21 protein-coding genes are annotated in these 22,581 nt (G+C 64.6%); 10 read left to right on the top strand and 11 right to left on the bottom strand.

Annotated elements, in window-relative coordinates:
- Positions 1-144: 144 nt before the first annotated feature.
- The 3 genes from mtnA to UNPA324_RS19735 all read right to left on the bottom strand — a co-directional run bounded on the left by mtnA (position 145) and on the right by UNPA324_RS19735 (position 2,602).
- Positions 145-1,260 carry an S-methyl-5-thioribose-1-phosphate isomerase gene (gene mtnA / locus UNPA324_RS19725; protein ID WP_141935523.1) on the bottom strand — a complete coding sequence of 372 codons (1,116 nt, stop codon included), beginning with the start codon at positions 1,258-1,260 and terminating at the stop codon, positions 145-147.
- Between the two features lie 18 nt (positions 1,261-1,278).
- Complete coding sequence (locus tag UNPA324_RS19730) at positions 1,279-2,154, bottom strand: S-methyl-5'-thioadenosine phosphorylase (RefSeq protein ID WP_141935524.1); 876 nt, start codon at positions 2,152-2,154, stop codon at positions 1,279-1,281.
- A 175-nt stretch (positions 2,155-2,329) separates the two neighbouring features.
- Positions 2,330-2,602: a phosphopantetheine-binding protein gene (locus tag UNPA324_RS19735; protein ID WP_128922819.1), complete on the bottom strand. Its 273-nt coding sequence runs from the start codon at positions 2,600-2,602 to the stop codon at positions 2,330-2,332.
- A 356-nt stretch (positions 2,603-2,958) separates the two neighbouring features.
- Between UNPA324_RS19735 and UNPA324_RS19740 the strand changes: the two genes are divergently transcribed.
- The 4 genes from UNPA324_RS19740 to UNPA324_RS19755 all read left to right on the top strand — a co-directional run bounded on the left by UNPA324_RS19740 (position 2,959) and on the right by UNPA324_RS19755 (position 9,305).
- A complete protein-coding gene (locus UNPA324_RS19740; RefSeq protein ID WP_141935526.1) occupies positions 2,959-4,176 on the top strand; it encodes an acyl-CoA dehydrogenase family protein in 1,218 nt (405 codons plus the stop codon).
- 54 nt (positions 4,177-4,230) lie between these two features.
- Positions 4,231-5,211: an amino acid--[acyl-carrier-protein] ligase gene (locus UNPA324_RS19745; RefSeq protein WP_141935528.1), complete on the top strand. Its 981-nt coding sequence runs from the start codon at positions 4,231-4,233 to the stop codon at positions 5,209-5,211.
- A gap of 117 nt (positions 5,212-5,328) precedes the next feature.
- Positions 5,329-6,204: a GNAT family N-acetyltransferase gene (locus UNPA324_RS19750; protein WP_141935530.1), complete on the top strand. Its 876-nt coding sequence runs from the start codon at positions 5,329-5,331 to the stop codon at positions 6,202-6,204.
- A 233-nt stretch (positions 6,205-6,437) separates the two neighbouring features.
- A complete protein-coding gene (locus UNPA324_RS19755; protein ID WP_141935533.1) occupies positions 6,438-9,305 on the top strand; it encodes a PAS-domain containing protein in 2,868 nt (955 codons plus the stop codon).
- Between the two features lie 117 nt (positions 9,306-9,422).
- Here the strand turns inward: UNPA324_RS19755 and UNPA324_RS19760 are convergent, their stop codons facing one another.
- On the bottom strand, positions 9,423-11,117 hold the full coding sequence (locus UNPA324_RS19760; RefSeq protein WP_164936672.1) for a bifunctional diguanylate cyclase/phosphodiesterase: 1,695 nt from the start codon (positions 11,115-11,117) through the stop codon (positions 9,423-9,425).
- A gap of 220 nt (positions 11,118-11,337) precedes the next feature.
- Between UNPA324_RS19760 and UNPA324_RS19765 the strand changes: the two genes are divergently transcribed.
- Positions 11,338-11,598: a hypothetical protein gene (locus UNPA324_RS19765; RefSeq protein WP_128923015.1), complete on the top strand. Its 261-nt coding sequence runs from the start codon at positions 11,338-11,340 to the stop codon at positions 11,596-11,598.
- Positions 11,599-11,605: 7 nt separating this feature from the next.
- Here UNPA324_RS19765 and UNPA324_RS19770 read toward each other — a convergent pair whose 3' ends face one another.
- The 3 genes from UNPA324_RS19770 to mtgA form a co-directional block, all read right to left on the bottom strand.
- On the bottom strand, positions 11,606-12,253 hold the full coding sequence (locus UNPA324_RS19770; protein ID WP_128922813.1) for a hypothetical protein: 648 nt from the start codon (positions 12,251-12,253) through the stop codon (positions 11,606-11,608).
- Between the two features lie 141 nt (positions 12,254-12,394).
- Positions 12,395-12,577: a 50S ribosomal protein L32 gene (gene rpmF, locus UNPA324_RS19775; RefSeq protein WP_007598106.1), complete on the bottom strand. Its 183-nt coding sequence runs from the start codon at positions 12,575-12,577 to the stop codon at positions 12,395-12,397.
- A 169-nt stretch (positions 12,578-12,746) separates the two neighbouring features.
- Positions 12,747-13,421, bottom strand: coding sequence for a monofunctional biosynthetic peptidoglycan transglycosylase (gene mtgA / locus UNPA324_RS19780; protein ID WP_141935537.1), 675 nt, complete (start codon positions 13,419-13,421; stop codon positions 12,747-12,749).
- A 161-nt stretch (positions 13,422-13,582) separates the two neighbouring features.
- On the opposite strand from mtgA, the gene UNPA324_RS19785 reads away from it, so the two are divergent.
- The gene (locus UNPA324_RS19785) at positions 13,583-14,506 is read left to right on the top strand and encodes a polyprenyl synthetase family protein (RefSeq protein WP_128922811.1); all 924 of its coding nucleotides are present in this window, start codon (positions 13,583-13,585) and stop codon (positions 14,504-14,506) included.
- Positions 14,507-14,515: 9 nt separating this feature from the next.
- Positions 14,516-15,208, top strand: coding sequence for a DUF1345 domain-containing protein (locus tag UNPA324_RS19790; protein ID WP_128922810.1), 693 nt, complete (start codon positions 14,516-14,518; stop codon positions 15,206-15,208).
- Positions 15,209-15,533: 325 nt separating this feature from the next.
- Here the strand turns inward: UNPA324_RS19790 and UNPA324_RS19795 are convergent, their stop codons facing one another.
- Positions 15,534-15,962, bottom strand: a complete 429-nt coding sequence (locus UNPA324_RS19795; RefSeq protein WP_141935539.1) for a GFA family protein — start codon at positions 15,960-15,962, stop codon at positions 15,534-15,536.
- Between the two features lie 92 nt (positions 15,963-16,054).
- Here UNPA324_RS19795 and UNPA324_RS19800 point away from each other — a divergent pair, with 92 nt between their 5' ends.
- The 3 genes from UNPA324_RS19800 (at position 16,055) to UNPA324_RS19810 (ending at position 19,163) form a co-directional block, all read left to right on the top strand.
- On the top strand, positions 16,055-16,429 hold the full coding sequence (locus UNPA324_RS19800) for a nuclear transport factor 2 family protein (RefSeq protein ID WP_128922808.1): 375 nt from the start codon (positions 16,055-16,057) through the stop codon (positions 16,427-16,429).
- 219 nt (positions 16,430-16,648) lie between these two features.
- A complete protein-coding gene (gene bla / locus UNPA324_RS19805; RefSeq protein WP_141935540.1) occupies positions 16,649-17,506 on the top strand; it encodes a class A beta-lactamase in 858 nt (285 codons plus the stop codon).
- A gap of 49 nt (positions 17,507-17,555) precedes the next feature.
- On the top strand, positions 17,556-19,163 hold the full coding sequence (locus tag UNPA324_RS19810) for a Na+/H+ antiporter (protein WP_164936671.1): 1,608 nt from the start codon (positions 17,556-17,558) through the stop codon (positions 19,161-19,163).
- Positions 19,164-19,277: 114 nt separating this feature from the next.
- Here UNPA324_RS19810 and UNPA324_RS19815 read toward each other — a convergent pair whose 3' ends face one another.
- The 3 genes from UNPA324_RS19815 to UNPA324_RS19825 form a co-directional block, all read right to left on the bottom strand.
- Positions 19,278-20,093 carry an N-acetylmuramoyl-L-alanine amidase gene (locus tag UNPA324_RS19815; protein ID WP_181769451.1) on the bottom strand — a complete coding sequence of 272 codons (816 nt, stop codon included), beginning with the start codon at positions 20,091-20,093 and terminating at the stop codon, positions 19,278-19,280.
- Positions 20,094-20,096: 3 nt separating this feature from the next.
- Positions 20,097-21,434, bottom strand: a complete 1,338-nt coding sequence (locus tag UNPA324_RS19820) for a Rieske 2Fe-2S domain-containing protein (protein ID WP_128922806.1) — start codon at positions 21,432-21,434, stop codon at positions 20,097-20,099.
- 184 nt (positions 21,435-21,618) lie between these two features.
- A complete protein-coding gene (locus UNPA324_RS19825) occupies positions 21,619-22,515 on the bottom strand; it encodes a TauD/TfdA dioxygenase family protein (RefSeq protein WP_164936669.1) in 897 nt (298 codons plus the stop codon).
- Positions 22,516-22,581: the final 66 nt, after the last annotated feature.

Here is a 22,581-nt window from a genome sequence, read left to right on the forward strand (position 1 = left end):
CTGGATTGCTTCGTCGCAAGGGCTCCTCGCAATGATGGTGGGAACGATCTCGCCTGGCAGGTCGACGGGCTGTAGGGTGGTCGAAGCGAAGCGTGCCCACCACAAGCAGGTGGTGGGCACGGCGCTTCCGCGCCTTTGTCCACCCTACGAGAGCTGTTTCGCCGCGGACGCGATGCGCTCCGGGAATGCAGCCGCCAGCGCGGCACGATCGGGCTTGAGCACGCCGCGCTCGGTGATGAGGCCGGTGACAAGCCGCGCCGGCGTCACGTCGAAAGCATAGTTCGCGACCGGCGAGCCCTCGGGCACGATGCGCACCGTCTCCAGCCGGCCGTCCGCGGTGCGGCCGGTCATATCGGTAACCTCAGCGCCGCTGCGCTGCTCGATCGGGATGTCGCGAATGCCGTCATGGACGGCGAAATCGATCGTCGGCGAGGGCAGCGCGACGTAGAACGGCACGTTATTGTCGTGCGCGGCCAGCGCCTTGAGATAGGTGCCGATCTTGTTGCAGACGTCGCCATTGGCGGCGACGCGGTCGGTGCCGACGATGGCGAGATCGACCATGCCGTGCTGCATCAGGTGGCCGCCGGTGTTGTCCGGGATCACCGTGTGCGGAACGCCGTGATGACCGAGCTCCCAGGCGGTGAGCGAGGCGCCCTGGTTGCGCGGACGCGTCTCGTCGACCCAGACATGGATCTTGATGCCGCGCTCATGCGCAAGATAGATCGGCGCCGTCGCGGTCCCCCAGTCGACCGTAGCGAGCCAGCCGGCATTGCAATGGGTCAGCACGTTGACCGTCTCGCCCGGCTTCTTCGCTGCGATCGCCTCGATCAGCTTCAGGCCGTTGTCGGCGATGCCACGGTTGATCTCGACATCCTGCTCGACGATCTCGTCAGCGCGCGCGTAGGCTGCCTCGGCCCGCTCGAGCGGGTCGATCGGCGCAAGCGTCGCGCGCATCTCGTCCAGCGCCCATTTCAGATTGATCGCTGTCGGCCGCGCCACCACGAGCGTGTCGTAAGCACGCTTCAGGCCGGCGTCGGAGGCGTCCTCGCGCATGGCGAGCGCCATGCCATAGGCCGCGGTCGCGCCGATCAGCGGCGCGCCGCGCACCAGCATGTCGCGGATTGCGACGGCTGCGTCTTCGCATGAGGTCAGCTTCGCGACGACGAACTCATGCGGCAGCCGGCGCTGATCGATCGCGCCGACCGACCAGCCATCGCGTTCGCGCCAGATGCTGCGGAAATGCCTGCCGTCGACCTTCATGGCATTCTGCCTTTCGTCTCACGCCCGCAGCACGCGCCCCGCCACCGCGTCGAGCTTCCTAAGGAGCTCCGGATCGAGCGCCTCGGGCGCCGTGATCAGCGCGGTGTCGAGCGCACGGTCCGAGCCGATCGGGCACGGCTCGTGCTCGCGCGGAAGATCCTTTGCCAGCCGCGCCACCAGCGCCTTCGCCTTGTCGGCGTTCGACGTCAAGACGCGGATGATGTCCTGCACCGTGACGGCATCGTGGTCGGGATGCCAGCAATCGAAATCCGTCACCATCGCAACCGTGGCGTAACAGATCTCCGCCTCGCGTGCGAGCTTCGCCTCGGGCATGTTGGTCATGCCGATCACCGAATAGCCCAGCGTCTTGTAGGTCATGCTCTCGGCGTAGGTGGAGAATTGCGGCCCCTCCATGCAGACATAGGTTCCGCCGCGCGCAATCGCGATGCCCTCCGCTTCGGCGGCCGTGGCGAGGTGGACGCGCAACCGCGGCGAGACCGGATGCGCCATCGACACATGCGCGACGCAGCCCTTGCCGAAGAACGAGCTCTCCCGCTTGTGGGTACGGTCGACGAACTGATCGACGAGCACAAAGGTGCCGGGCGGCATCTCCTCTTTGAACGAGCCGCAGGCGGATAGCGAGATCAGGTCGGTGACACCGGCGCGCTTCAGCACGTCGATATTGGCGCGATAGTTGATGTCGGAGGGCGACAGCCGGTGACCCCTGTCGTGCCGCGGCAGGAACACGATCGGCAGGCCGGCGATGGTGCCGCGCCTTAAGGGAGCCGACGGCTCGCCCCAAGGGCTGCTGATCACCTCTTCGCGCGCGCCCTCGAGGCCCGGCAGATCGTAGATGCCTGAACCGCCGATGATGCCCAATACCGCCTGCGCCATGCCTGCTCCACCCATCCGCCACGTGCGAGATGGCTAAGCTATGCCAGTTTTGCGGCGGTTTTGGAACGGGGGGTAGTGGGAAGATGCTGGTGCTGCGAGGGGCGAAGCGCGGACCTCGTACACGGTGTCGTCCCTGCGAACGCAGGGACGACCCGGGGAGAGATCGGGGCTCTAGTCAAGCCGCGTTCGCCAGCCGCAACTGAGTCGCCACCATCCGCTCCAGCGTCTCGACGGACTGGAAATTCTCCGGCGTGATCTCCGACTGCGGGATGGTGAAGTCGAACTCGGCTTCCACGCCGAGCATCAGATTGACCATGTCCATCGAGGTCAGACCGGCATCGACCAGCTTGGCGGACGGCGTGACGTCGGCGCTGAGCGAATTCTGTTCGAGGATGCCCTTCACCAGCTTGATGATGCGATTGCGCAATTCGGTATCAAAGGCCTGCATCGGCAAATTCCCGTCTGTCTGTCAAAAATCGGACCGGCTTCCGGCTACGATGGGCATGGCCTGCCGATCCCGCAATGGAGAGCACCATTACTTCGCGTTTCTTAGTAAACGATGACTCAGATTGTCTGGAATTCGGGCTTCTTCCAGAATCCTAACGCGATGCTGGAAAATCGGGTGGTGCAAACAACCCGACCTTAACTGTTCATTCGGAATTGGCCTTTGTTTACCCTCTATTTCATCGACGAATTTGAATTAAATCCGTAGCCTCGTCTCACAAGCAAAGATGACCGGAGGATCGCCGGCGGCATCGCGAATGATGCCGGCGATCTCGAACGGCAAACCGGAGGCGGACGAGTATGAACGTGCGTGAAGTGGTCCTCACTGTCGACGAAACGCAGACGAGCTTCCTCGAGCAGGGTCCCTCCCTGATCGAGCGTGCCGCCCGGACCGCCGCTGCGGCGGCGGCCGACGCGGACGAGGTCGATCGCGACGCCCGCTTCCCGCACAAGGCTTTCGAGGTCGCGCGCGAGCAGAAGCTGCTCGGCGTCATGATCCCGGTCGAGTTCGGCGGCTTCGGCGCCTCCATCTACGACGTCACGGACATCTGCTACGCGCTCGGACGCGCCTGCGCCTCGACCGCGATGATCTACGCGATGCACCAGACCAAGGTCGCCTGCATCATCAGGCACGGCCACGGCATCCCGTGGATGGAAACCATGATGCGCCGGGTTGCCCGCGACCAGTGGCTGCTCGCCTCCTCCACCACCGAAGGCCAAAACGGCGGCAACATCCGCGCCAGCGCCGCTGCCGTCGACCACGCCGGCGACACCGTCTCGCTGGTGCGCGATGCCACCGTGATCTCCTACGGCGCCGAGGCCGATGGTCTCGTCACCATCGCCCGTCGCGCCACCGATGCCGCCGCCTCCGACCAGGTGCTGCTGGCACTCGCCAAGGACGACTATGCGCTGAAGCGGACACTGGGCTGGGAAACGCTCGGCATGCGCGGCACCTGCTCGACCGGCTTCGAGCTGAAGGTCGATTGCCCCGCCGACCGCGTCTTCCCGGAATCCTATGACAAGATCCACGCCCAGACCATGACGCCGTTCGCGCATCTGTGCTGGTCGTCGGCCTGGGCCGGCATCGCCGCCGCTGCCGTGACCCGCGCGCAAGCCTTCATCCGCAAGGCGGCCCGCAGCTCAGGCGGCCAGATGCCGCCGGCCGCGGCCCATTTCACCGCTGCCAAGATGTCGCTGGCAAGACTGCGCGCGCTGTTGTCGGCCAATGTCGATGCCTTTGCGCGCGCCGAGCATGACGAGCGCGCGCTCGGCTCGCTCGACTTCCAATCCTCGATCACGCTGCTGAAGGTGCAGGCCTCCGAGCTCGCGGTCGAGACCGTGATGCATGCGATGCGCACGGCCGGCCTCTCCGGCTACCGCAACGACGGCGAGTTCACCATGGGCCGGCACCTCCGCGACGTGCTGTCGTCTCCGATCATGATCAACAACGACCGCATTCTGGCCAATGCCGCGACATCGACGCTGATGAGCGGCGTGCCGACAAGCCTTCGCGACTAAGTGCTTGGCGACTGAACCAACAAGAACAATTTTGAGATAGCAGGATATCGAATCATGAACATTGCCGTCCTCCCCGATTCGCCCGCGACCGCGCCGCAGACGATCGATCCGCTTGATCATCTCGCCGACAAGCTGTTCCATCGGATGGGTGCCGACGGCGTCTATGCCCGCACTGCGCTCTATGAAGGCGTCGTCGAGAAGCTGGCCGCGCTGATCACCGGCCATCGCGAGACCGGCACCGAGGTGATGCGCTTCCCGCCGGTGATGAGCCGGGCTCAGCTGGAGAAATCCGGCTACCTCAAGAGCTTTCCGAACCTGCTCGGCTGCGTTTGCGGCCTGCACGGGACCGAGCGCGAGATCAACGCCGCGGTGAGCCGCTTCGATGCCGGCGGCGACTGGACCACCTCGCTGTCGCCCGCCGACCTCGTGCTGTCGCCCGCCGCCTGCTATCCGGTCTATCCGATCGCGGCGAGCCGCGGCCCCCTGCCGAAGGGCGGTCTGCGTTTCGACGTTGCCGCGGATTGCTTCCGCCGTGAGCCGTCAAAGCATCTCGACCGGCTGCAATCGTTCCGGATGCGCGAATATGTCTGTATCGGCAGCCCCGACGATGTCGCCGATTTTCGCGAGCGCTGGATGGTGCGGGCGCAGAAGATCGCGACCGACCTCGGCCTCACCTTCCGCGTCGATTATGCCAGCGACCCGTTCTTCGGCCGCGTCGGCCAGATGAAGGCGGTGAGCCAGAAGCAGCAGCAGCTCAAGTTCGAGCTCCTCATTCCGCTGCGCTCGGAAGAGCAGCCGACGGCCTGCATGAGCTTCAATTATCACCGCGAGCATTTCGGCACCACCTGGGGCATTCAGGACGCCAATGGCGAGCCGGCGCACACGGGCTGCGTCGCTTTCGGCATGGACCGACTCGCGGTCGCCATGTTCCACACCCACGGCACCGACCTTTCGGCCTGGCCCGCCGGGGTGCGGGAGATCATGGGCATGCAGCCGTCGGCGACGGTCGGCGCCCATGGCGAAGGCTGGCGCTAAGAGCATGATCCGGATCCGGAGGACCGCGTCAGCGAAAAGTGCGAAGCGGTTTTCCGAAAAGATCATGCTGAAACAATAGACCAAACGAGGCCTGTCATTTCCACGGGTAAAACGAGCGTGATCCACACCAAGGTCCGATGCCGCGAGATCACCGAGTCCGACGCAGACGCGATCGCGGACTTGCTGACGCGCGGCTTCGTGGGCCGCTCGCGCGATTATTGGATCCAAGGCCTGCGCCGGCAGGCCTTCCGGCCCGTGCCGGAGGGCTATCCGCGCTTCGGCTACATGCTCGACAATGACGGCACGCCGGTCGGCGTGCTGCTGCTGATCTATACGGAACGCAGGAATGGCGAAGAGACCGCCATTCAGTGCAACCTGTCGAGCTGGTATGTCGATCCGGCCTACCGCAACTACGCTCCGCTGCTGACCAAGATCGCCCAGCGGCACAAGGACGTGACTTATCTCAACATCAGCCCGGCGCCGTGGACCTGGCCGATCATTGAGACCCAGGGCTTTCGTGCCTATTGCCGCGGCATATTCTTCTCGGTACCTGCACTGGCGCGCGTTCCGCGCTGGAGCGATATCGAGGTCGTCTCGCCTCACGCCAAGACGATCGAGGGGCTTTCCGAAGCCGAAACCGAGCTGCTGACGCGGCATGCGCGATACAATTGCCTCAGTCTGGTCTGCCGCTCGCCGCAGGGAACATTTCCCTTCATTCTGCAACCCGTGCGCATCCGCCGCGGCTTCATCGCGCCGCCTGCGATGAAGCTGATCTATTGCCGCAGCGCTGCCGAATACGCCGCCTGCGCAGGCCGTATCGGCCGGCTGGTGCTTCGGCTTGGCAAGATCGCGGTGGCGGTCGATTCCGATGGCCCGATTCCCGGCCTCGTCGGTATTTATACCGAGCGTCGCGGCCGCAAATATTTCAAAGGCCCGCATCGGCCGCAGCTCGGCGATCTCACGGATACGGAACTCGTGTTGTACGGGCCTTAAGTTGTCGTCCCTGCCTAGTGCGCAATTGCGCACTAGGCAGGGACGACAGCGGAGTTTGCCGCACGATGGCGGCCGGCTCTCGCTTGCACCTCTTCATTTCCGACACTCTCTCCATCGCCGGTCACTCTCCGTAAACTACGGCACTTAAGGGAATTTTCCGGCCTCTTCGCTACGCTCAGTGGCTGAATTAGGTTGCGTTAAGTCTATTGCTCGCCGAGATCCCGCCGATCCCCATGACGTCGACCTGCGACAACGAGCTTGGTGCACGCCGCGAGCAGGCCCCTGAGGCCCTGGTCGCGCTGAGCCAGCTTGCGCTCGACCACATGGAACAGGGCGTCTGCGTCTACGACGCCGACAACCGGATCGTGCTGGTCAACCAGCGTTACCTGTCTCTGTTCGACATGTGGGCCGACATCGTGCGGGTGGGCACGAGCTACCGCGAGGTGCTCGCGCACAGCGCCGGACGCGGCAACTTTCCGGAAGGCGAGCTTGACGCGCTCTATTCGGCGCGGATGGCCCAGATCGCCGGGGGAAAACCGTTCCGGACCGAGCAGCGGCTAGCGAGCGGCCTCGTCATGTCGCTCGAACTGAAGCCGCTTCCCGGCGGCGGCTGGATGACGATCTGCGACGATGTCACGCGCCTCGCCCGGCTCGAAGCGGAATTGCGCGTGCAGACCGAGCGCAGCCAGCACGCGCTCGCCAACATGTCGCACGGCCTCATCATGTACGACGCCGACAGCCGCGTCGTCGTCTGCAACGAACGTTTCCTGAACCTCTACGACCTCGATCCCGGGATCGTGAAGCCGGGAGTCTCGCATCGTACGGTGCTCGACCATTGGGTGTCGCGGGGCAATTTACCGGGCATGCCGGCCGACGAATTCCATAATTCCAGATTGGAGGACGTGCGCGCCAGGCGGGCGAAATCCCTGCTGGTGATGCGTTATGACGGACGCATGGTGCAGACGGTCTCCCGCTTCCTGCCCGACGGCGGCTGGGTGACCGTGCACGAGGACGTCACGGAGCGGCTGCAGTACGAGGAGACGCTGAGGCAGCAGAACGTCATGCTCGATGCGGCGCTGGAAAACATGGCGCATGGGCTCGCCTTCTACGACAGCGACATGCGGCTTCGGGTCTGCAACACCACCTACCGAAAGCTCTACCGACTATCGCCGGAGGAGACCAGGCCCGGCACGCATCTCGCAGAGCTGATCGAGCGTTCGATGGCGAACGGGGCGTTTGCTTCCGAGCATAGCCCTCGGCAAATCCTCGAAGCCGCCCGCGCGCGGATCGCTAACCGCGATAGCTCGCCGATGCGGCGGAGCATGTCCAACGATACCGTGCTCTCGGTACGCTATTGCGCATTGGCAGACGGCGGCTTCGTCGCCACCTATGAAGATATCACCGAGCGGGAACATGCGATCGGGGAGCTGAGCGAGCAGTACCGCCGCTTCGACGCGGCGCTGAACAACATGAGCCAGGGTCTGTGCATGCTCGATGCGAGCCTGCGCGTGATCGTATGCAACCGCCGCTATATCGAGATGTACGGCCTCTCGCCCGATATGGTGAAGCCCGGCGTCTCAATGCGCGAGATCATGGAGCACAGCTGCGAGCTCGGCATCCATCCGAACATGACGGGTGCCAAGCTCTACGCCGACTATGTCGAACGGCTGCGTGAGAGCGAGCACACGCTGCACCGGCATTTGAACGACGGCCGCATCATCAAGCTCAATCACAAGCGCATGGAGCAAGGCGGCTGGGTCGTCACCTATGAGGACGTCACCGAGCGTCACAAGGCCCAGGCCCGGGTGGCGCATATGGCGCGGCACGATTCGCTGACCGACCTGCCCAATCGCGCGCTGTTCCGCGAGAAGATGGGCGAGGGGCTGAACCAGGTCGCGATCGCCGGCGGCGCGATGGCGGTGCTGTGCTTCGACCTCGACAATTTCAAGACCGTCAACGACCGCCTCGGCCATGCCGCGGGCGACCGCCTTTTGCGTTGGGTCGCAGCGCGGTTGAAGGAGAATGTCGGCGAGCACGACACCGTCGCACGCCTCGGCGGCGACGAATTCGCCGTGCTGCAGCGCGGTCCGCAGCCGCAATCGGCGGAGAAGCTCGCCAGGCGACTGGTCGAGGTCATCGGCCGCCCGCCGCCGCTGGAGAACCAGTCGATCCATGTCGGCGCCTCGGTCGGAATCGCGATCGCGCCCGATCACGGGCTCGATGCGGACGAACTGATGAAGTGCGCCGACCTCGCGCTGTACCAGGCCAAAGCCAAGGGGCGCGGCGCCTACCAGCTGTTCGAGCCCGAGATGGAAGAAGAGGCGCGCAGCCGGCACGCGCTGGAGCAGGATCTGCGCGGCGCGCTGGAGGCACGCGAATTCCACCTGGTGTTCCAGCCGCAGATGCGGCTCGATTCGTCGGAGCTCACCGGCTTCGAGGCACTGCTGCGCTGGAAGCATCCTTCGCGCGGCTTCATCTCGCCGGCCGAGTTCATTCCGATCGCGGAGGAAAACGGGCTGATCGTGCCGATCGGCGAATGGGTGCTGCGCAGCGCCTGTGCGACCGCCGTGTCCTGGCCCGATGTCACCGTCGCAGTGAACCTGTCGCCGGTGCAGTTTCGCTCGCGCGGCCTAGTGGCAATGGTCACGAGCGCGCTGGCTGAAGCCGGTCTGCCCCCGCGGCGGCTCGAGCTCGAGGTCACCGAGACGGCCCTGCTCGACGACAGCGAGGCGACGATCGAGATCCTGCACCAGCTCCGCGCGCTGGGGATACGCGTCAGTCTCGACGATTTCGGCGTTGGCTATTCCTCGCTGAGTTACTTGCGCAAGTTTCCGTTCGACCGCATCAAGATCGACCGATCCTTCGTCGGCACGCTCGGCGAAAGCCCGGAGAGCGTGGCCATCGTCCGCACCATCGCAAGCCTCGGCTCCGTGCTCGGCGTCGAGACAACGGCGGAGGGTGTGGAGACCGAGGAGCAGCTCGATTTCGTGCGCGAATGCGGCTGCACTGCCGTGCAGGGCTATTATTTCGGCAAGCCGTGCCTCGCATCGGAGGTCAGCCGCACCATCGAGACACTGACCACGATCCGGCGCGTGGCGTAGCGGCTTTCTGCTCCCTCAAATTCCGCCTCTTGGCACACGACCAAACGACGAATTGTCGCATGTCCCGGTTTGACCGGGATTGCCGCACCGACCGCCGCGCGATTGAATCGATGAACGCTAGCCCGCCGCAGGCAGCGCGTTCTCCGCCGCCGTACCCCACGGCCGCTCGGCCGAGGCAAGCCCGATCAGGCGGCCCTGGATGTAGTCGCAGCCCCAGTCGCGCAGCATGATTGCGGCTTCCTCGTCCTGCACCCATTCGGCGACCGTCTTGATGTCGAGGCGTCGGGCGAGGTCGATCAGGGTCTGCACGAAGGCGCGGTCGTCGGCGGAATGGGTGATGTTCTGCACGAACGCGCCGTCGATCTTCACGATATCCACGCCGAGCTTGCGCAGGTTTCGGAACGAGGTGTAGCCGGCGCCGAAATCGTCGATGGCGATGCGGCTGCCGAAATTCTTCAGCCGCGTGACGAAGCCACGGACATCGTCGATGTCCTGGATCGCGACCGTCTCGGTGATCTCGACGATCAACCGCTCGGCAACGCCGGGATGGGCCAGCATCAGCGATTCGATTCCCGCCCACCAATCCGGATCCATGGTCGTATCGGGCGAGATGTTGAGGCTGAGGCTGACATCGGGCGCGGCGGCGAGCTCGGCGACCACGAGCTCGAGCACGCGGTGATCGACCAGACGGATCAGGCCGAGCCGTTCGGCGACCGGCACGATGTCGGGCGCGAGCAGCACGTGGCCGTCGCCCTGGTCCATCCGTACCAGGCATTCGTGGAACGCGCGCTCGCGCGAGGCGGCCGCCACCACCGGCTCATAGGCGAGCTTGATGCGGCGCTCGTTCAGCGCGGTGACGATTTCGTCGGTGACGCGGATGTTGACGCGGCGCTGCGCGTCGCGTGCGGCATCCGGACGCCACGCGGCGAACGAGCCGACGCGGCGGCGCTTGGCGGCATCCAGCGTCTCATGGGCGCGGTTGACGGCTTCGTCGGTGTTGCGGGCATAGCGCGGCACGCTGACCGCGCCGATCGAGGCGGTGACCGAGACCGGACCGGATTTGGTCGGCACGACCTCGTCGCGAATGGCGGCGAGGAAGCGCTCGGCGGCGACGTTCATGTCGTCGACGGTGCAGTTCTTCAGGATCAGGCCGAACTTGTTGCCGGAGAAGCGGCCGAGCACGTCGCCGCCGCGCAGGCGCGAGCGGATGCGCTTGGCGATGTCGAGGATGACGGCATCGGCAACGTCGAAGCCGAAGGCGTCGTTGACGCGGGCGAGGTGATCGATGCCGACCAGCATGAACGCCGCGGTCGAGCGGAAGCGGGTGGTCTCCTCGATCGCCTCGGCCAGCGCCGCAATCAGGTGGGAGCGGTTCAGCTCGCCGGTCAGCGGATCGAGCCGGGCCAGCTTGGTCAGCTCCTCGTCGCGGGCATGGCGCTCGTTGTTGATACGGATCGAGCCGATCGCGCGCACCGGGCGACCGTCGGGGCCGGCGAACCAGCGGCCGGTCTCCTCGATCCAGATCACGGGATCGGCGGCGCTCATGCGAACGCCGTACTCGACCCGGTAGGGCGTGCCGTCGGCGCCGTGCACGGCGGACGTCTGCGCCAGCGCGGCGGTCCGCAGCGCCGGCCCGGGCTCGATCAGCTTGGCGAATTCGGCGCCGGTCGCCAACCGCTCGGCGGGAATGCCGGGAAAAACGCTGGCGACCTGATCACCCCAGACAATGGCATCGCTGGCGATATCCCAGGCGAACACGGCCTGACCGAGCGCGGCCAGAATGTCGGAGGCTTGCGGCAATGCAGGGGTCAAAATCGCCTCGTTTCGGGACAGCAGGGAGTCCTGGGCCGGCACAGGATAGAGCCAGATTCGTCTCCGACCCTAGGCAAAGTTGATAAACAATTTGGAAACCACGTTCCCAGAACACCCAGGAACCAATTAAGCTCGACCGGCATAGGCCTTGCGAGACCATCACGTGCACCGGCGCCGATGTCCCAAAACGCGCCAGCTCAATCTGATGAACGGTGTTGCGATGGCGACGGCGGATGGAATCGAAGAGGTAGAGCGGCAGGCCGGCACGGCCCTGGTACCGCTGATGCCGACGTTACGATGGGTGCACAAGGCGCCGCCGCCGCGCCCTGATCCGAGCTTCGTCGCCCAGCTCATCGCCAATGCCGAGCAGCTGCCCCAAACGAGCCGGCTTCGCCGCGCCTCTCCCGAAGACGCGCAGATGGCCTATGGCAGCAAGCGCCCGCTGCAAAGCGTCAGCGCAAGGACGCGGCAGGTGGCTTGACGCTGGGTCAGCGCGGCGGCGTGTCGGAGGACGGCGGCGTGCCGTTACCCGGCTGAAGCTGCGGCGAGGGAATTTCTGGCGAAGACGCGCCCTGCACGGGCTTGGGCGCAGGATGATCCATCAGCACGGATTCGGCGACGGATTGCGCCGAGGCTGCGGGAGGCTCGACCGGTGCCGGCTGCGGCGCAATCACCGGCTCGAACTTGCGCTCGGACACCACATCCGGCGCGTCGACCTGGCGCTTGGCCTTGCGCGGCGCCGGCACCGTCGTCTCCGCGACGTAGGTGACGCGGCGGCGCGTGCGTTGGGCAATGCCGCCGAGGAAATCCGCCATCGCGAGCAGCACCAGCAGGAAATAGGTCGAGTTGCCGAACTTGGGCCACATCACGAATTCGGCCGCCGCCGCGCCAAAGACGATCAGCGACAGCAGGTGGTCCATCAGGAACTTCGATCCGGGCCGCGCGCCCTTGACCACTTCGAGCAACAGCAACACCACGCCGAGCGCGAGCAGGAGATCGGCGAGCGTGACCGGCCAGGCCTCGCCCGTGATCATCGGCACCTTGAACAGCACGTCCGAGAAGGACACGCTGGGCATCAGGAAGGCGATGATGTTGTAGACCGCGAGCGGAATCAGAAGCAGCGGGAAACCGACCATCGGCAAAATGCCTCTCGATCATGATATCCGGACAGAACAATGCAGCGGCGAAGCATTCGCTCCGCCGCCGTCACCGTCTATCTCATGGATGGGCCGAAATCAGGCAAGCCAGATCATCCTGCCCAAAGCAAGGTCCTGACCTCAGGACTCTTTCTTCTTCAGGACCTGCCGGCCCTTGTACATGCCGGTCTTGAGGTCGAGATGGTGCGGACGACGGAGCTCGCCGGAGTCCTTGTCTTCCACATAGGTCGGCTTCTTGATGGCGTCTGCCGAGCGGCGCATGCCACGGCGCGACGGCGAGGTTTTTCTTCTCGGAACGGCCATTTCAATATCCTCTAGGGATTGGTGTCATCAGGGCATCGTCCGCGGAGGGACGGCTCAGCACCCGCAATAGGAGGCGAGCTGAATGCCGATCAAGGCCGGGCTTATAGAGGAAGGCTGGCCGTAAAGCTAGGCTCTTGGGCCGGAAAATACGCCCGGAATGGGCTCAAAATCAGCGATTTTCGCGCCAGCAGGTCGCAAGCGAGTTCGCCTGGCCCCGCGCCATATAAGTGGCCGCCAGCCGCCGGACACCCGGCCCGGGGGTTTTAGCGCTGCGTTTGGCCGGATTCGGCAGGATCGAGGCCAGAAGGGCCGCCTCTCGGGGTGAGAGGTCCTCGGCCGACTTGCCGAAGGCATAGGCGCTGCCGGCCTCGACGCCAAACTGCCCTCCCGGACCGAACTCCGCGATGTTGAGATAAATCTCCAGGATCCGTGGCTTGGGCAGGACGAGATCGATCCAGAGCGCCAGCGGGAATTCGAGCGCCTTGCGGACGAAATCCCGGCCCTGCCAGAAGAACAGGTTTTTCGCGACCTGCTGGGTGATCGTGGAGGCGCCCCGGAAGGCGGTGCCGTCTTCCTTTGCGTCGTCGATCGCCTCGCGCAGCGCGCCCCAGTCGATACCGTGATGCTTGCAGAAATGGGCATCCTCGGCAGCGATCACCGATCGCGGCAGATAGGGCGACATCGCCGCCAGATCGATCCATTCCCTGTGCATCGGCGCGCCGCGAAGCGAGCGCCAGGCCATCAGCGTCGAGACCGGATGGCCTGTGCGGTAGAATGGCGCGATCACATAGGGCGCGAGCAGCGCAACCGCGAGCACCAGGAGAAGGATTTTGACGATGCGCAAATCAGCCTTTCCGGCGCAAAATGAAACGCAGCCGCGGATCCTGCCATTAAGTCTGTGATAATTCGGGCCTTTTCCAGCACTTTTTAGGCCTTCCAGACGATTGACTGGGGCGGGCGCATAAAGGATTGTCCCGCCGAATTTTAGTTCTGGAGCCCTTCTTGATGACCAGCACGTCCCCGTCCGATTTCGCCAAACGTCTGGACAAGACCGCTGATGATACCGAAGCCCTGCTCGGGCGCCTGCTGTCGGACGACATCCTGCATGATGAGATCGCCCGGCCCAAGCGGCTGATGGACGCAATGCGCTATTCGAGCCTGAACGGCGGCAAGCGTTTGCGGCCGTTCCTCGTGGTCGAGAGCGCAGCCGTATTCGGCGTGCCGCGCGAAGCGGCCCTGCTCGTGGGTGCCGCGCTCGAATGCATCCATTGCTATTCGCTGATCCATGACGACCTCCCGGCGATGGACAATTCGGACCTGCGCCGCGGCCGCCCCACCCTGCACAAGCACACCGACGACGCGACCGCGATCCTCGCCGGCGACGGCCTGTTGACGCTCGCCTTCGACATCGTCACCCGCGACGAGATCCATCGCGACGCCAATGTGCGGCTGCTTTTGACGCGCGCTCTGGCGCGCTGCGCCGGCATCGGCGGCATGGTCGGCGGCCAGATCCTCGATCTCGCCGGCGAAGGCCGCTTTGGCGGCAACGAGCCAATCGACGTCGCGCGTATCCAGCAGATGAAGACCGGCGCGCTGCTGCGCTACGGCTGCATCGCCGGTGCCATTCTCGGCCAGGCCTCGCAGAAGGAATATCAGGCGCTCGACGATTACGGCCGCGCGCTCGGCGAAGCCTTCCAGATCGCGGACGATCTGCTCGACGTCGAAGGCGATGCCGCCGCGCTCGGCAAGCCGGCCGGCGCCGATGCCGCGCTTGGCAAGACCACGTTCGTCACGCAGCTCGGCATCGAAGGCGCCAAGCAGCGCGTGCGTGACCTGCTCGCCCGGGCCGACAGCGCCGTGTCGATCTTCGGCGACCGCGCCGCCGTGCTGCAGGCGGCGGCGCGATTCGTCGCCGAGCGGAAGAACTGACGCATACCGATGGCGGTCGAGGGCAAAGAAGACCCCGTCCTTGCCCGCTTCCGCAAGATGTCGCGGCCGGTGCGGCTGATCTATGCGCGGCCGCGGACCTTCATCGCGCTCGTGGCCGGCATCCTGGTCAGCCTGCTGCTGCCGGGCTCGTACCGGCTGGTGACGCGGCTCCTGTTCGGCTGGGATGCGTTGATCGCGGTCTATCTCGTCCTGGTCTATGCGATGATGCTGTGCAACGACCACCAGCACATCCGCCGCGGCGCCGCGATGCAGGACGACGGCCGCTTCGTGATCCTGCTGGTGACGGCGACCGGCGCCTTCGCCAGCATCGCGGCGATCGTCTCCGAACTCGGCATGCAACATCGCGGAGTTCTGGAGTTGAGCGTCGCGATCACCACAATCGTGCTGTCGTGGGCCGCCGTGCACACGACCTTCGCGCTGCATTACGCGCATGATTATTACCGCGGCGCCCAACCGGGCGGCTTGCAATTCCCGAGCGGCGACAAGGAAGACCACGCCGACTATTGGGACTTCGTCTATTTCTCGTTCGTGATCGGCATGACCGCGCAGGTCTCCGACGTCGGCATCACCGACAAGACGATCCGCCGCACGGCTACCGCGCATGGGATCGTGTCATTCATCTACAACACGGCCTTGCTGGCCCTGACGGTGAACATCGCCGCGAGCGCGATTTCGGCATAATCTGTCGTCCCTGCCTGGTACGCAATCGCGCACGGGCGCAGGGACAGAGGAAGACTTCCAACCTCAGCAACAAACCTCGGCATTGGCGTCGTTGCCGGGGCCGCCGAACGGATTGTCCCGGCAGGCATCCAGGACGACGAGGCGAAGCTGCTTGGCAGGCTCGTCAGGGCGTTCGAGCCCCCTTTGGGACCGCTTTAGCAGGATCTGATGGCGATGCTTGCAATGGAGTCACGAAGACTGCATCGACGACTACCCGAAAGCCCCGTTGTTTGTCGCACCAACGCGGTCGCGGTTCGCTGCCAAGCCGACGTCAGGCCGACTTCCCTTAGCCTTCACCGATATGCCCCCGATATTGCGGCAGATGGTCTGTAATTTCGTGCCAGGGCGCCTTCGAGGCTGTGAAAATATGGGCGCTCGGCCGGATCGAAGGGGCATCGACCAGGACTCCCATGGCGACATGGACCCATTGTCCGTCGCGCACCCGGGAATAAAGCAGCGACCCGCATCGCCCACAATGGACGTCATGGGTGGTGTCGTCGCCAAATATGAGCCGCTGGTCGTCACCCCTCACGATGCGGAGCTTGTCCTGCGGGATGCCGGCGAACGGCTTGAAGGCCGAGCCGGTGGTCCGGCGGCAATTCGAACAGTGGCAGTTCATCGCATAGGAAAATTCGTCGGCCACCTCAAACCGGACGGCGCGGCAGCAGCATTCGCCGATCACGATACGAGCGTTCGAATTTTCTGATCCGGTCATGGCAAGCCCTGGCGCAAATGGCTGACACACCCATAGCGCATTTTGATGCGTAAGGCTAAGTTCGCCCCAAGCATCATGCAAAAGGATGACTCATGAGCCAGAACCGTTCGAGCGTCGAAGCCGTCGTGCAATCCTATTTCGATGGTCTTTACGAGGGCGATGCCGAAAAGCTCGGCGCCATCTTCCATCCGTCCGCCGATTTGCGCTGGGTCGAGAAGGGCGAACTGCAGGTGCTGACCGTGCCCGACTGGCTCGACCGCGTGCGCAAGCGCCCCTCCGCCAAGGCCGAAGGCAAGCCGCGTGAGGATTTTGTCGTCACCATCGACCGCTCGGACGACAAGACCGCCTTCATCAAGGTCCGGTGCCAATTGCCGCCGCGCTATTTCACCGACTATCTGGTGGCGATGAAGCTCGCCGACGGCTGGCAGATCGTGTCGAAGTCGTACCGATATGACCTCAGGGAGTGAGCGGCTGCTCGAAGTTCGCCCAATATCTGCCGCGCTCGATATCCATGCTCCATCATTGCGAGCGTAAGTCTCTCGGCTCGTCCATTGCGAGGAGCTTTTGCGACGAAGCAATCCAGAACCCCTTCACGGAGAGACTCTGGATTGCTTCGCTGCGCTCGCAATGACGATGCGGATGAAGCGCCCGCTCCATTTTGCGCCTCAACCTGCCTGAAAATCCTCATGCCTCTTGATCGCCGCTCCCTGCTCGCCTCGCTCTGCTGGATGGTCGCGTCTCCCGCGCTTGCCGTGGAGGCGCCGCCCGAGTTCGAATCTTACGAACGCGAGAGCGGTGGGCGGATCGGGGTCTATGCGGAGAACCTTGCAACCGGCAAGAAGCTTGCCTGGCGCGCCGACGAGCGCTTCGTGATGTGCTCGACCTTCAAGGCCTCGCTCGCGGCCTGCGTGCTGGCACGGATCGATCGCGGCGAGGAGCAGCCCACCGCCATGATCCCGTACGGCAAGGACGATTTGCTGGAATATGCGCCGGCCGCCAAGCAGAATCTCGCGGCGGGCACGATGTCCGTCACCGAGATGTGCAAGGCGATCGTCGAGCTCAGCGACAATACCTGCGCCAATCTGCTGCTGGCACGGATCGGCGGGCCGGCTGCCCTCACGGCATTCTGGCGGTCGATTGGCGATAGCGCCTCGCGGCTCGATCATAATGAGCCCGAGCTCAACCGCTCACCGCCCGGCAATCCCCAGGACACCACGACGCCAATGGCGATGGCGAGTAATTTGCGGCGCCTGGTCGTGGGCGAAGCCCTGTCGCCGGCCTCGCGTGCCCTTCTCAGGGATTGGATGGAGAACTGCAAGACCGGCGCGAACCGGCTGCGCGGCGGCCTCCCCGCAAGCTGGACCATCGGCGACAAGACCGGCAACAACGGCAAGGACGCCTCGGGCGATATCGCGGTCGTCTGGCCCAAGCCCGAGACGCCGATCCTGATCGCGGCCTATACCCAGGGCGGCACGCCGAAGCCGGCGCAGATCGAGGCGGCGTTTGCGCGCATCGGCCGCATGGCGGTTGAGCGCCTCGCCTGAACCCGGCCGCATTGACGTTGCGGCCGCTTCCGGGTCAAGACAGACCATCATGGAAGCGAAGTTTCAGACCTTTCTCATCCTGCTCGCCGTACTGGCAGGCGTGGCGCTGGCCGCACGCCGCTTCAACATCGCCCCTGCCATCCTGCTGATGCTGGCCGGCGTCGGCCTCGCCTTCGTGCCGGGCATGCCCCCGGTGGAATTGCCGCCGGAACTGGTGCTGCTGATGGTGCTGCCGCCGCTGATCTACTCGGCGAGCGTCGCCATGAGCTGGCGCGAGTTCAGGAACAATTTGCGCCCGATCGTGCTGCTTGCGGTCGGCGCGGTGATCTTCACCGCAGCGATGGTGGCGGCCGCCACGCATTACCTGATCGGCCTACCCTGGACCATCGGATTCCTGCTTGGGGCCATCGTCGCGCCGCCCGACGTGGTGGCGCCGCTCGCGATCGCGCGCCGGCTCAACATGCCGCGCCGCCTCCTGGTGATCCTCGAAGGCGAAGGGCTCGCCAATGACGCCACCGCGCTGATCCTCTACCGCTTTGCGCTGGCCGCCATCATGGTCGGGCATTTCTCGCTGCCGCTCGCGGCCGGCGAGTTCCTCCTCATTGTCGCCAGCGAGATCGCGTTCGGCATCGGCGTCGGTTGGCTCTCCCTTCGCTTCCGCAAATGGTCCGGGGATCCGCAGGTCGAGCTGACGCTGTCGCTGATCACGCCCTACGTGTCCTACTGGCTGCCCGAGCATCTCGGCGGCTCCGGGGTGATCGCGACCGTCGCCTGCGGCCTCTATGTGAGCTGGAACGGCCCGTTGCTGATCTCGTCGGCGACACGCCTGCAAGGCATCTTCTTCTGGGACCTCGTGATCTACCTGATCGAAGGTGTGCTGTTCCTGCTCACCGGCTTCCAGATGCGCGCGCTCTACGAGAAATCGAAGGCGTTCCCGCTCGACGACATCCTGATCGCGACCGCCGTGGTGCTGGTGATCGTCGTGATCGCGCGTTTCGCCTGGCTCTATCCCGCGACCTATCTGCCGCGAATGATGAGCAAGTCGCTGCGCCAGCGCGATCCGTCGCCGCCCTGGCAATGGCCGTTCGCGCTCGCCTTCACCGGCGTGCGCGGCGCGGTGTCGCTCGCGGCCGCGCTGGCGCTGCCGTTCACGCTGCCGGACGGCGAAGCCTTTCCGTATCGCGACCTGATCCTGTTCGTAGCCTTCGGCGTTATCTTCGTCACGCTGATCGGCGTCGGCCTTACGCTGCCGCCGGTGGTGCGCTGGCTCGGTGTCGCTCAGGCCGGCCGCAACGAGCACATCGCCGAGCACGAGGCCGAGATCGCCGCCCGCCGCCAGGCGCTCGACGCCGCGCTGAAGTCGCTCGATGCAATGACCGCGGAACAGGAAGTCTCTGACGAGGTGATGCGGCTGCTGCGCGCCCGCCACGAGATCCGTGTCAACCAGCTTCCCGACTCGCTCGATCCCACTCACCACGACGTCTCCGCTGCAGGTACCGCGCTGACCCGCGACCTGATCGCCGCCGAACGCAAGTTCATTCACAACCTGCTGCGCGACGGCCAGATCACCGACGAGACACGGCGCCGGATCGAGCGCGATCTCGATCTGGAGGAGGCGAGCCTGGCGAACCGGGAGTATCGGAGCGTGCCGCTGTAGGGCGTCGTCATTGCGAGGAGCCCTTGCGACGAAGCAATCCAGACTGCTGCTGCGGAAAGATTCTGGATTGCTTCGCTGCGCTCGCAATGACGGCTGTGGAGACAGCGAAGCAGCCTACCTCCTCGCGCAGAACTCCCCTATTGCCGCCGCTACGGCTCCGGCGACCGTCTCCTGCCTCTCCGGCGAGTTCATTGTCATTTCCTCGTCGCGGTTGATGATGGAGCCGGCTTCGAGCAGCACAGCCGCACTGCTTGTCCGCGAGAGAACGACGAGCCCGTCATAGCGGTAGACGCCGACATCCTTGTCGAGCAGTTGGCGCCGGTAACGACCCATCAGCGGCAGGGTGTATTGGCTGGCATAGTGCAGGCCCTGCTCCTTCAATTGCCTGCCGATCATCCGGGCCAGCATCAGGCTGGCGGCGAAATGCGGGTTCTGCTGCGACACGAACAGCGAGTGGCCCGAAAAGCGATCGCTGAAATAGCTCTTCGCGCCGTCGAACTCCCAGGTCTCCAGCAATTTGTCCGGCACCGAATCATGATGGATCGACAGGAAGAGATCGGCCCGGCCGTCATTGGCGGCACTGACCCGCTTGAACAGGCTCGGCCGCGCCTTGCCGTCCGTGACGAGCAGGCGGGTTGCCGCAAAGCCTTCGGACTTGAGCTTCGCCGTAATGAGTTTTGCGAGAACGAAATTGAAGCCGAACTCCGGATCATTGCGCGCGCTGAGCGCGCCGTAGGAGTCCGGGGTGTGCCCGACATCCACCACGATCCGGAATCTCGGCGCCTCGCATTTGGCTGGTGGGGGCGAAGGCTTGGGTCTCGCTTTCGCAACCTTCGGAGCCGGGGCGGCACGACCGGCGTCGATCGGCGGAAGCAACAGTGCAACCAGCGACCCGAGGAGAATTGCAACGATGCGCCGCCCTAGCAACAAGTTCTACTCCGCTGCCGCGATCCTGGGGCGACCGACGAAGCCCGCGACGTCGCCAAAACGCTCCAACATCACGGCGGGCAGATCCTTGGACTTGCTGGTCACGCAGGCACCAGAGCGCACCGCGTAGCGATCCTGATGCGCCGCCTGCGGCGGCGGCTCGCCCTGCTGGAGCGCGCGCGCCAGATCCATCACGACCTTCCGGAAATGCATGATGCCGAGATCGGTCGGCCCGAGATGCTCGCGGGTGCGGTCGGCGATCGGCCCCTGGCTGTCCTGTACGGCGGCGTCCTGCTCGGAGACGCCCTTGATGCCAGTGTAGCTTCGGGTCTTCTGGAGCTTGCGGTCGATCATGTAGTCGTTGCCCTTGTGGCGCAGCGGCACGTAATTGTCGTCGACCTCCGCGATCACGCCGTTGCCGCGGTCATAGGCGTCGCGCTCTCCTTGCGTCAGCGGCCGCTCCGGATTCCAGGCATAGGTATAGATCCAGCAATTGGTGTCGGTAACCGGCACGAAGGTCTGCCCGAAGATGTTCTCGCCAGGCATCGCGCTCGGCGCATAAGCGTGGAACGGCATCAGGAACTGCGCGATGCGCCAATAGATGTTGTCGCCGCCGGTCAGCCGGCCGCCCGCGATGGTCAACCCCGCCTCGTGCGGGCTGATCTTGATCACCGGACGCGGGTCTTCCGCGATCCAGCGCATGTGATCGCTCGACATCCGCGCGATCGGATTCACAAAATGCTTCTTGATGTCCAGGATCTCGTTCTCCTCCTTGTCGAAGGAGAGATGGGCAAAGGTGAAATGCGCGGTGTCGATGGAGCCTTCCAACGCCTGCACCCAGTTGCAGTCCTGCCATTTCTTGCTGACATAGCGATGCGAGGGCGGCAGCAGCGCCATTTCGAGGTCGGGCAGCTCGGGCATGGCCTCAAGCGGACCCATATAGGCCCAGATCATCTCGCCCCATTCGCGCACCGGATAGGACTTGATGCGGATCAGGTCTTTTGCGTTGAGATCGGGATAAGAGGTCGGCATGTCGACGCAGCGTCCGTCGGTGTCGAACTTCCAGCCGTGATAGACACAGCGGATGCCGCATTCCTCAACGCGCCCGAGCCAGAGATTGGCGCCCCGATGCGGGCAGTATTGGTCGATGATGCCGACCACGCCGCGGGAGTCGCGGAAGGCGAGCAGCTCTTCGCCAAGCACGACGATCTTCTTCGGCTCGCCATCGGGTTCCGGGAGTTCTTCGGAGAGCAGGACAGGGATCCAGAAGCGGCGCAACAATTCGCCCATGCCCGTTCCGGTGCCTGATTCGGTCAGGAATTTATTGTCCTCTGCGCGAAGCATGGAAAATCCTCCCGATTTGTTTTTGGGAAGATTGGCGCGGGAGGAGGAGGACGTCAACGTGGGAGCTGCACAGATTCTGCCGTAGGATGGGCAAAGGCGCTCTTGCGCCGTGCCCACCATCGTTCCGCAATCACAACCGAAGTGGTGGGCACGCTACGCTTTGCCCACCCTACGACGCCGGCTTCTAAACCGGCCGCTCCCCCTTCACCGTCACGCGGGTGCCCGAACGCGTATGCGGCCAGTAATCCCACATCGCGCGGTGCTGGGTGCAGCGATTGTCCCAGAACGCGATGGCATTCTCGGTCCAGCGGAAGCGGCATTGGAACAGCGGGTTTTCGGCGTGCTGGTAGAGATAGGCGAGCATCGCGTCGCTCTCGTCGCGGGGGATGCCATTGATGTGCCGGGTGAAGCCGCGGTTGACGTAAAGCGCTTTCTTAGCGGTGACCGGATGCGTGCGCACCACGGGATGCTCGGCGTGCGGATAACTCGGCCTGTCGGCGACGCCATAATTCGCATAGAGGCCGCGATAGATCGGCTCGCCGTCGTGCAGCGCCGTGAGCCCATCGAGATAGGCCTTCATACGGTCCGACAAAGCTTCGTAAGCCGCATACATGTTGGCGAACAGCGTGTCGCCGCCGCGCGGCGGGCATTGCTTGATGTAAAGGATCGAGCCCATCGGCGGCTCGAGATCGCAGGACACGTCGGAGTGCCAGCCCTCGCCGTTGGCCCGCGGCGAGTTCTTGTCGGCGTAGATCTTCATCAAGGCGGGATCTTCGTCCTCATGCGGCGCCGCCGGGTGAAAGTGCAGCTCGCCGAACTTGCGGCCGAAGGCGAGGTGCTGCTGCGGCGTGATGTGCTGATCGCGGAAGAAGATGACAAGATTTTCCGCGAGCGCGCGGTGGATCTCGTCCATCTGCCGGTTGGAGCGCGCTTCGCCCTCGACGAGCTTACCGAGATCGACGCCCGAGATTTCCGCGCCGATGATGGGTGTGAGCTTTTCGACCGCGATGGTCTCGTAAGGCGCACCGTCCTCGGCCGTGTGACGGTAGCGCGGGCCCTGCTTGCCGGCGAGTGAGCTCATGGCGTGTCTCCCGATCATTTTGATTGGGGACATGGTAGCGCACGCGTGTGGATGTGCAATCTGCAC

Origin of the sequence: Bradyrhizobium sp. UNPA324 (genome assembly GCF_006658635.1) — a bacterium.
Taxonomy (GTDB): domain Bacteria; phylum Pseudomonadota; class Alphaproteobacteria; order Rhizobiales; family Xanthobacteraceae; genus Bradyrhizobium; species Bradyrhizobium nanningense.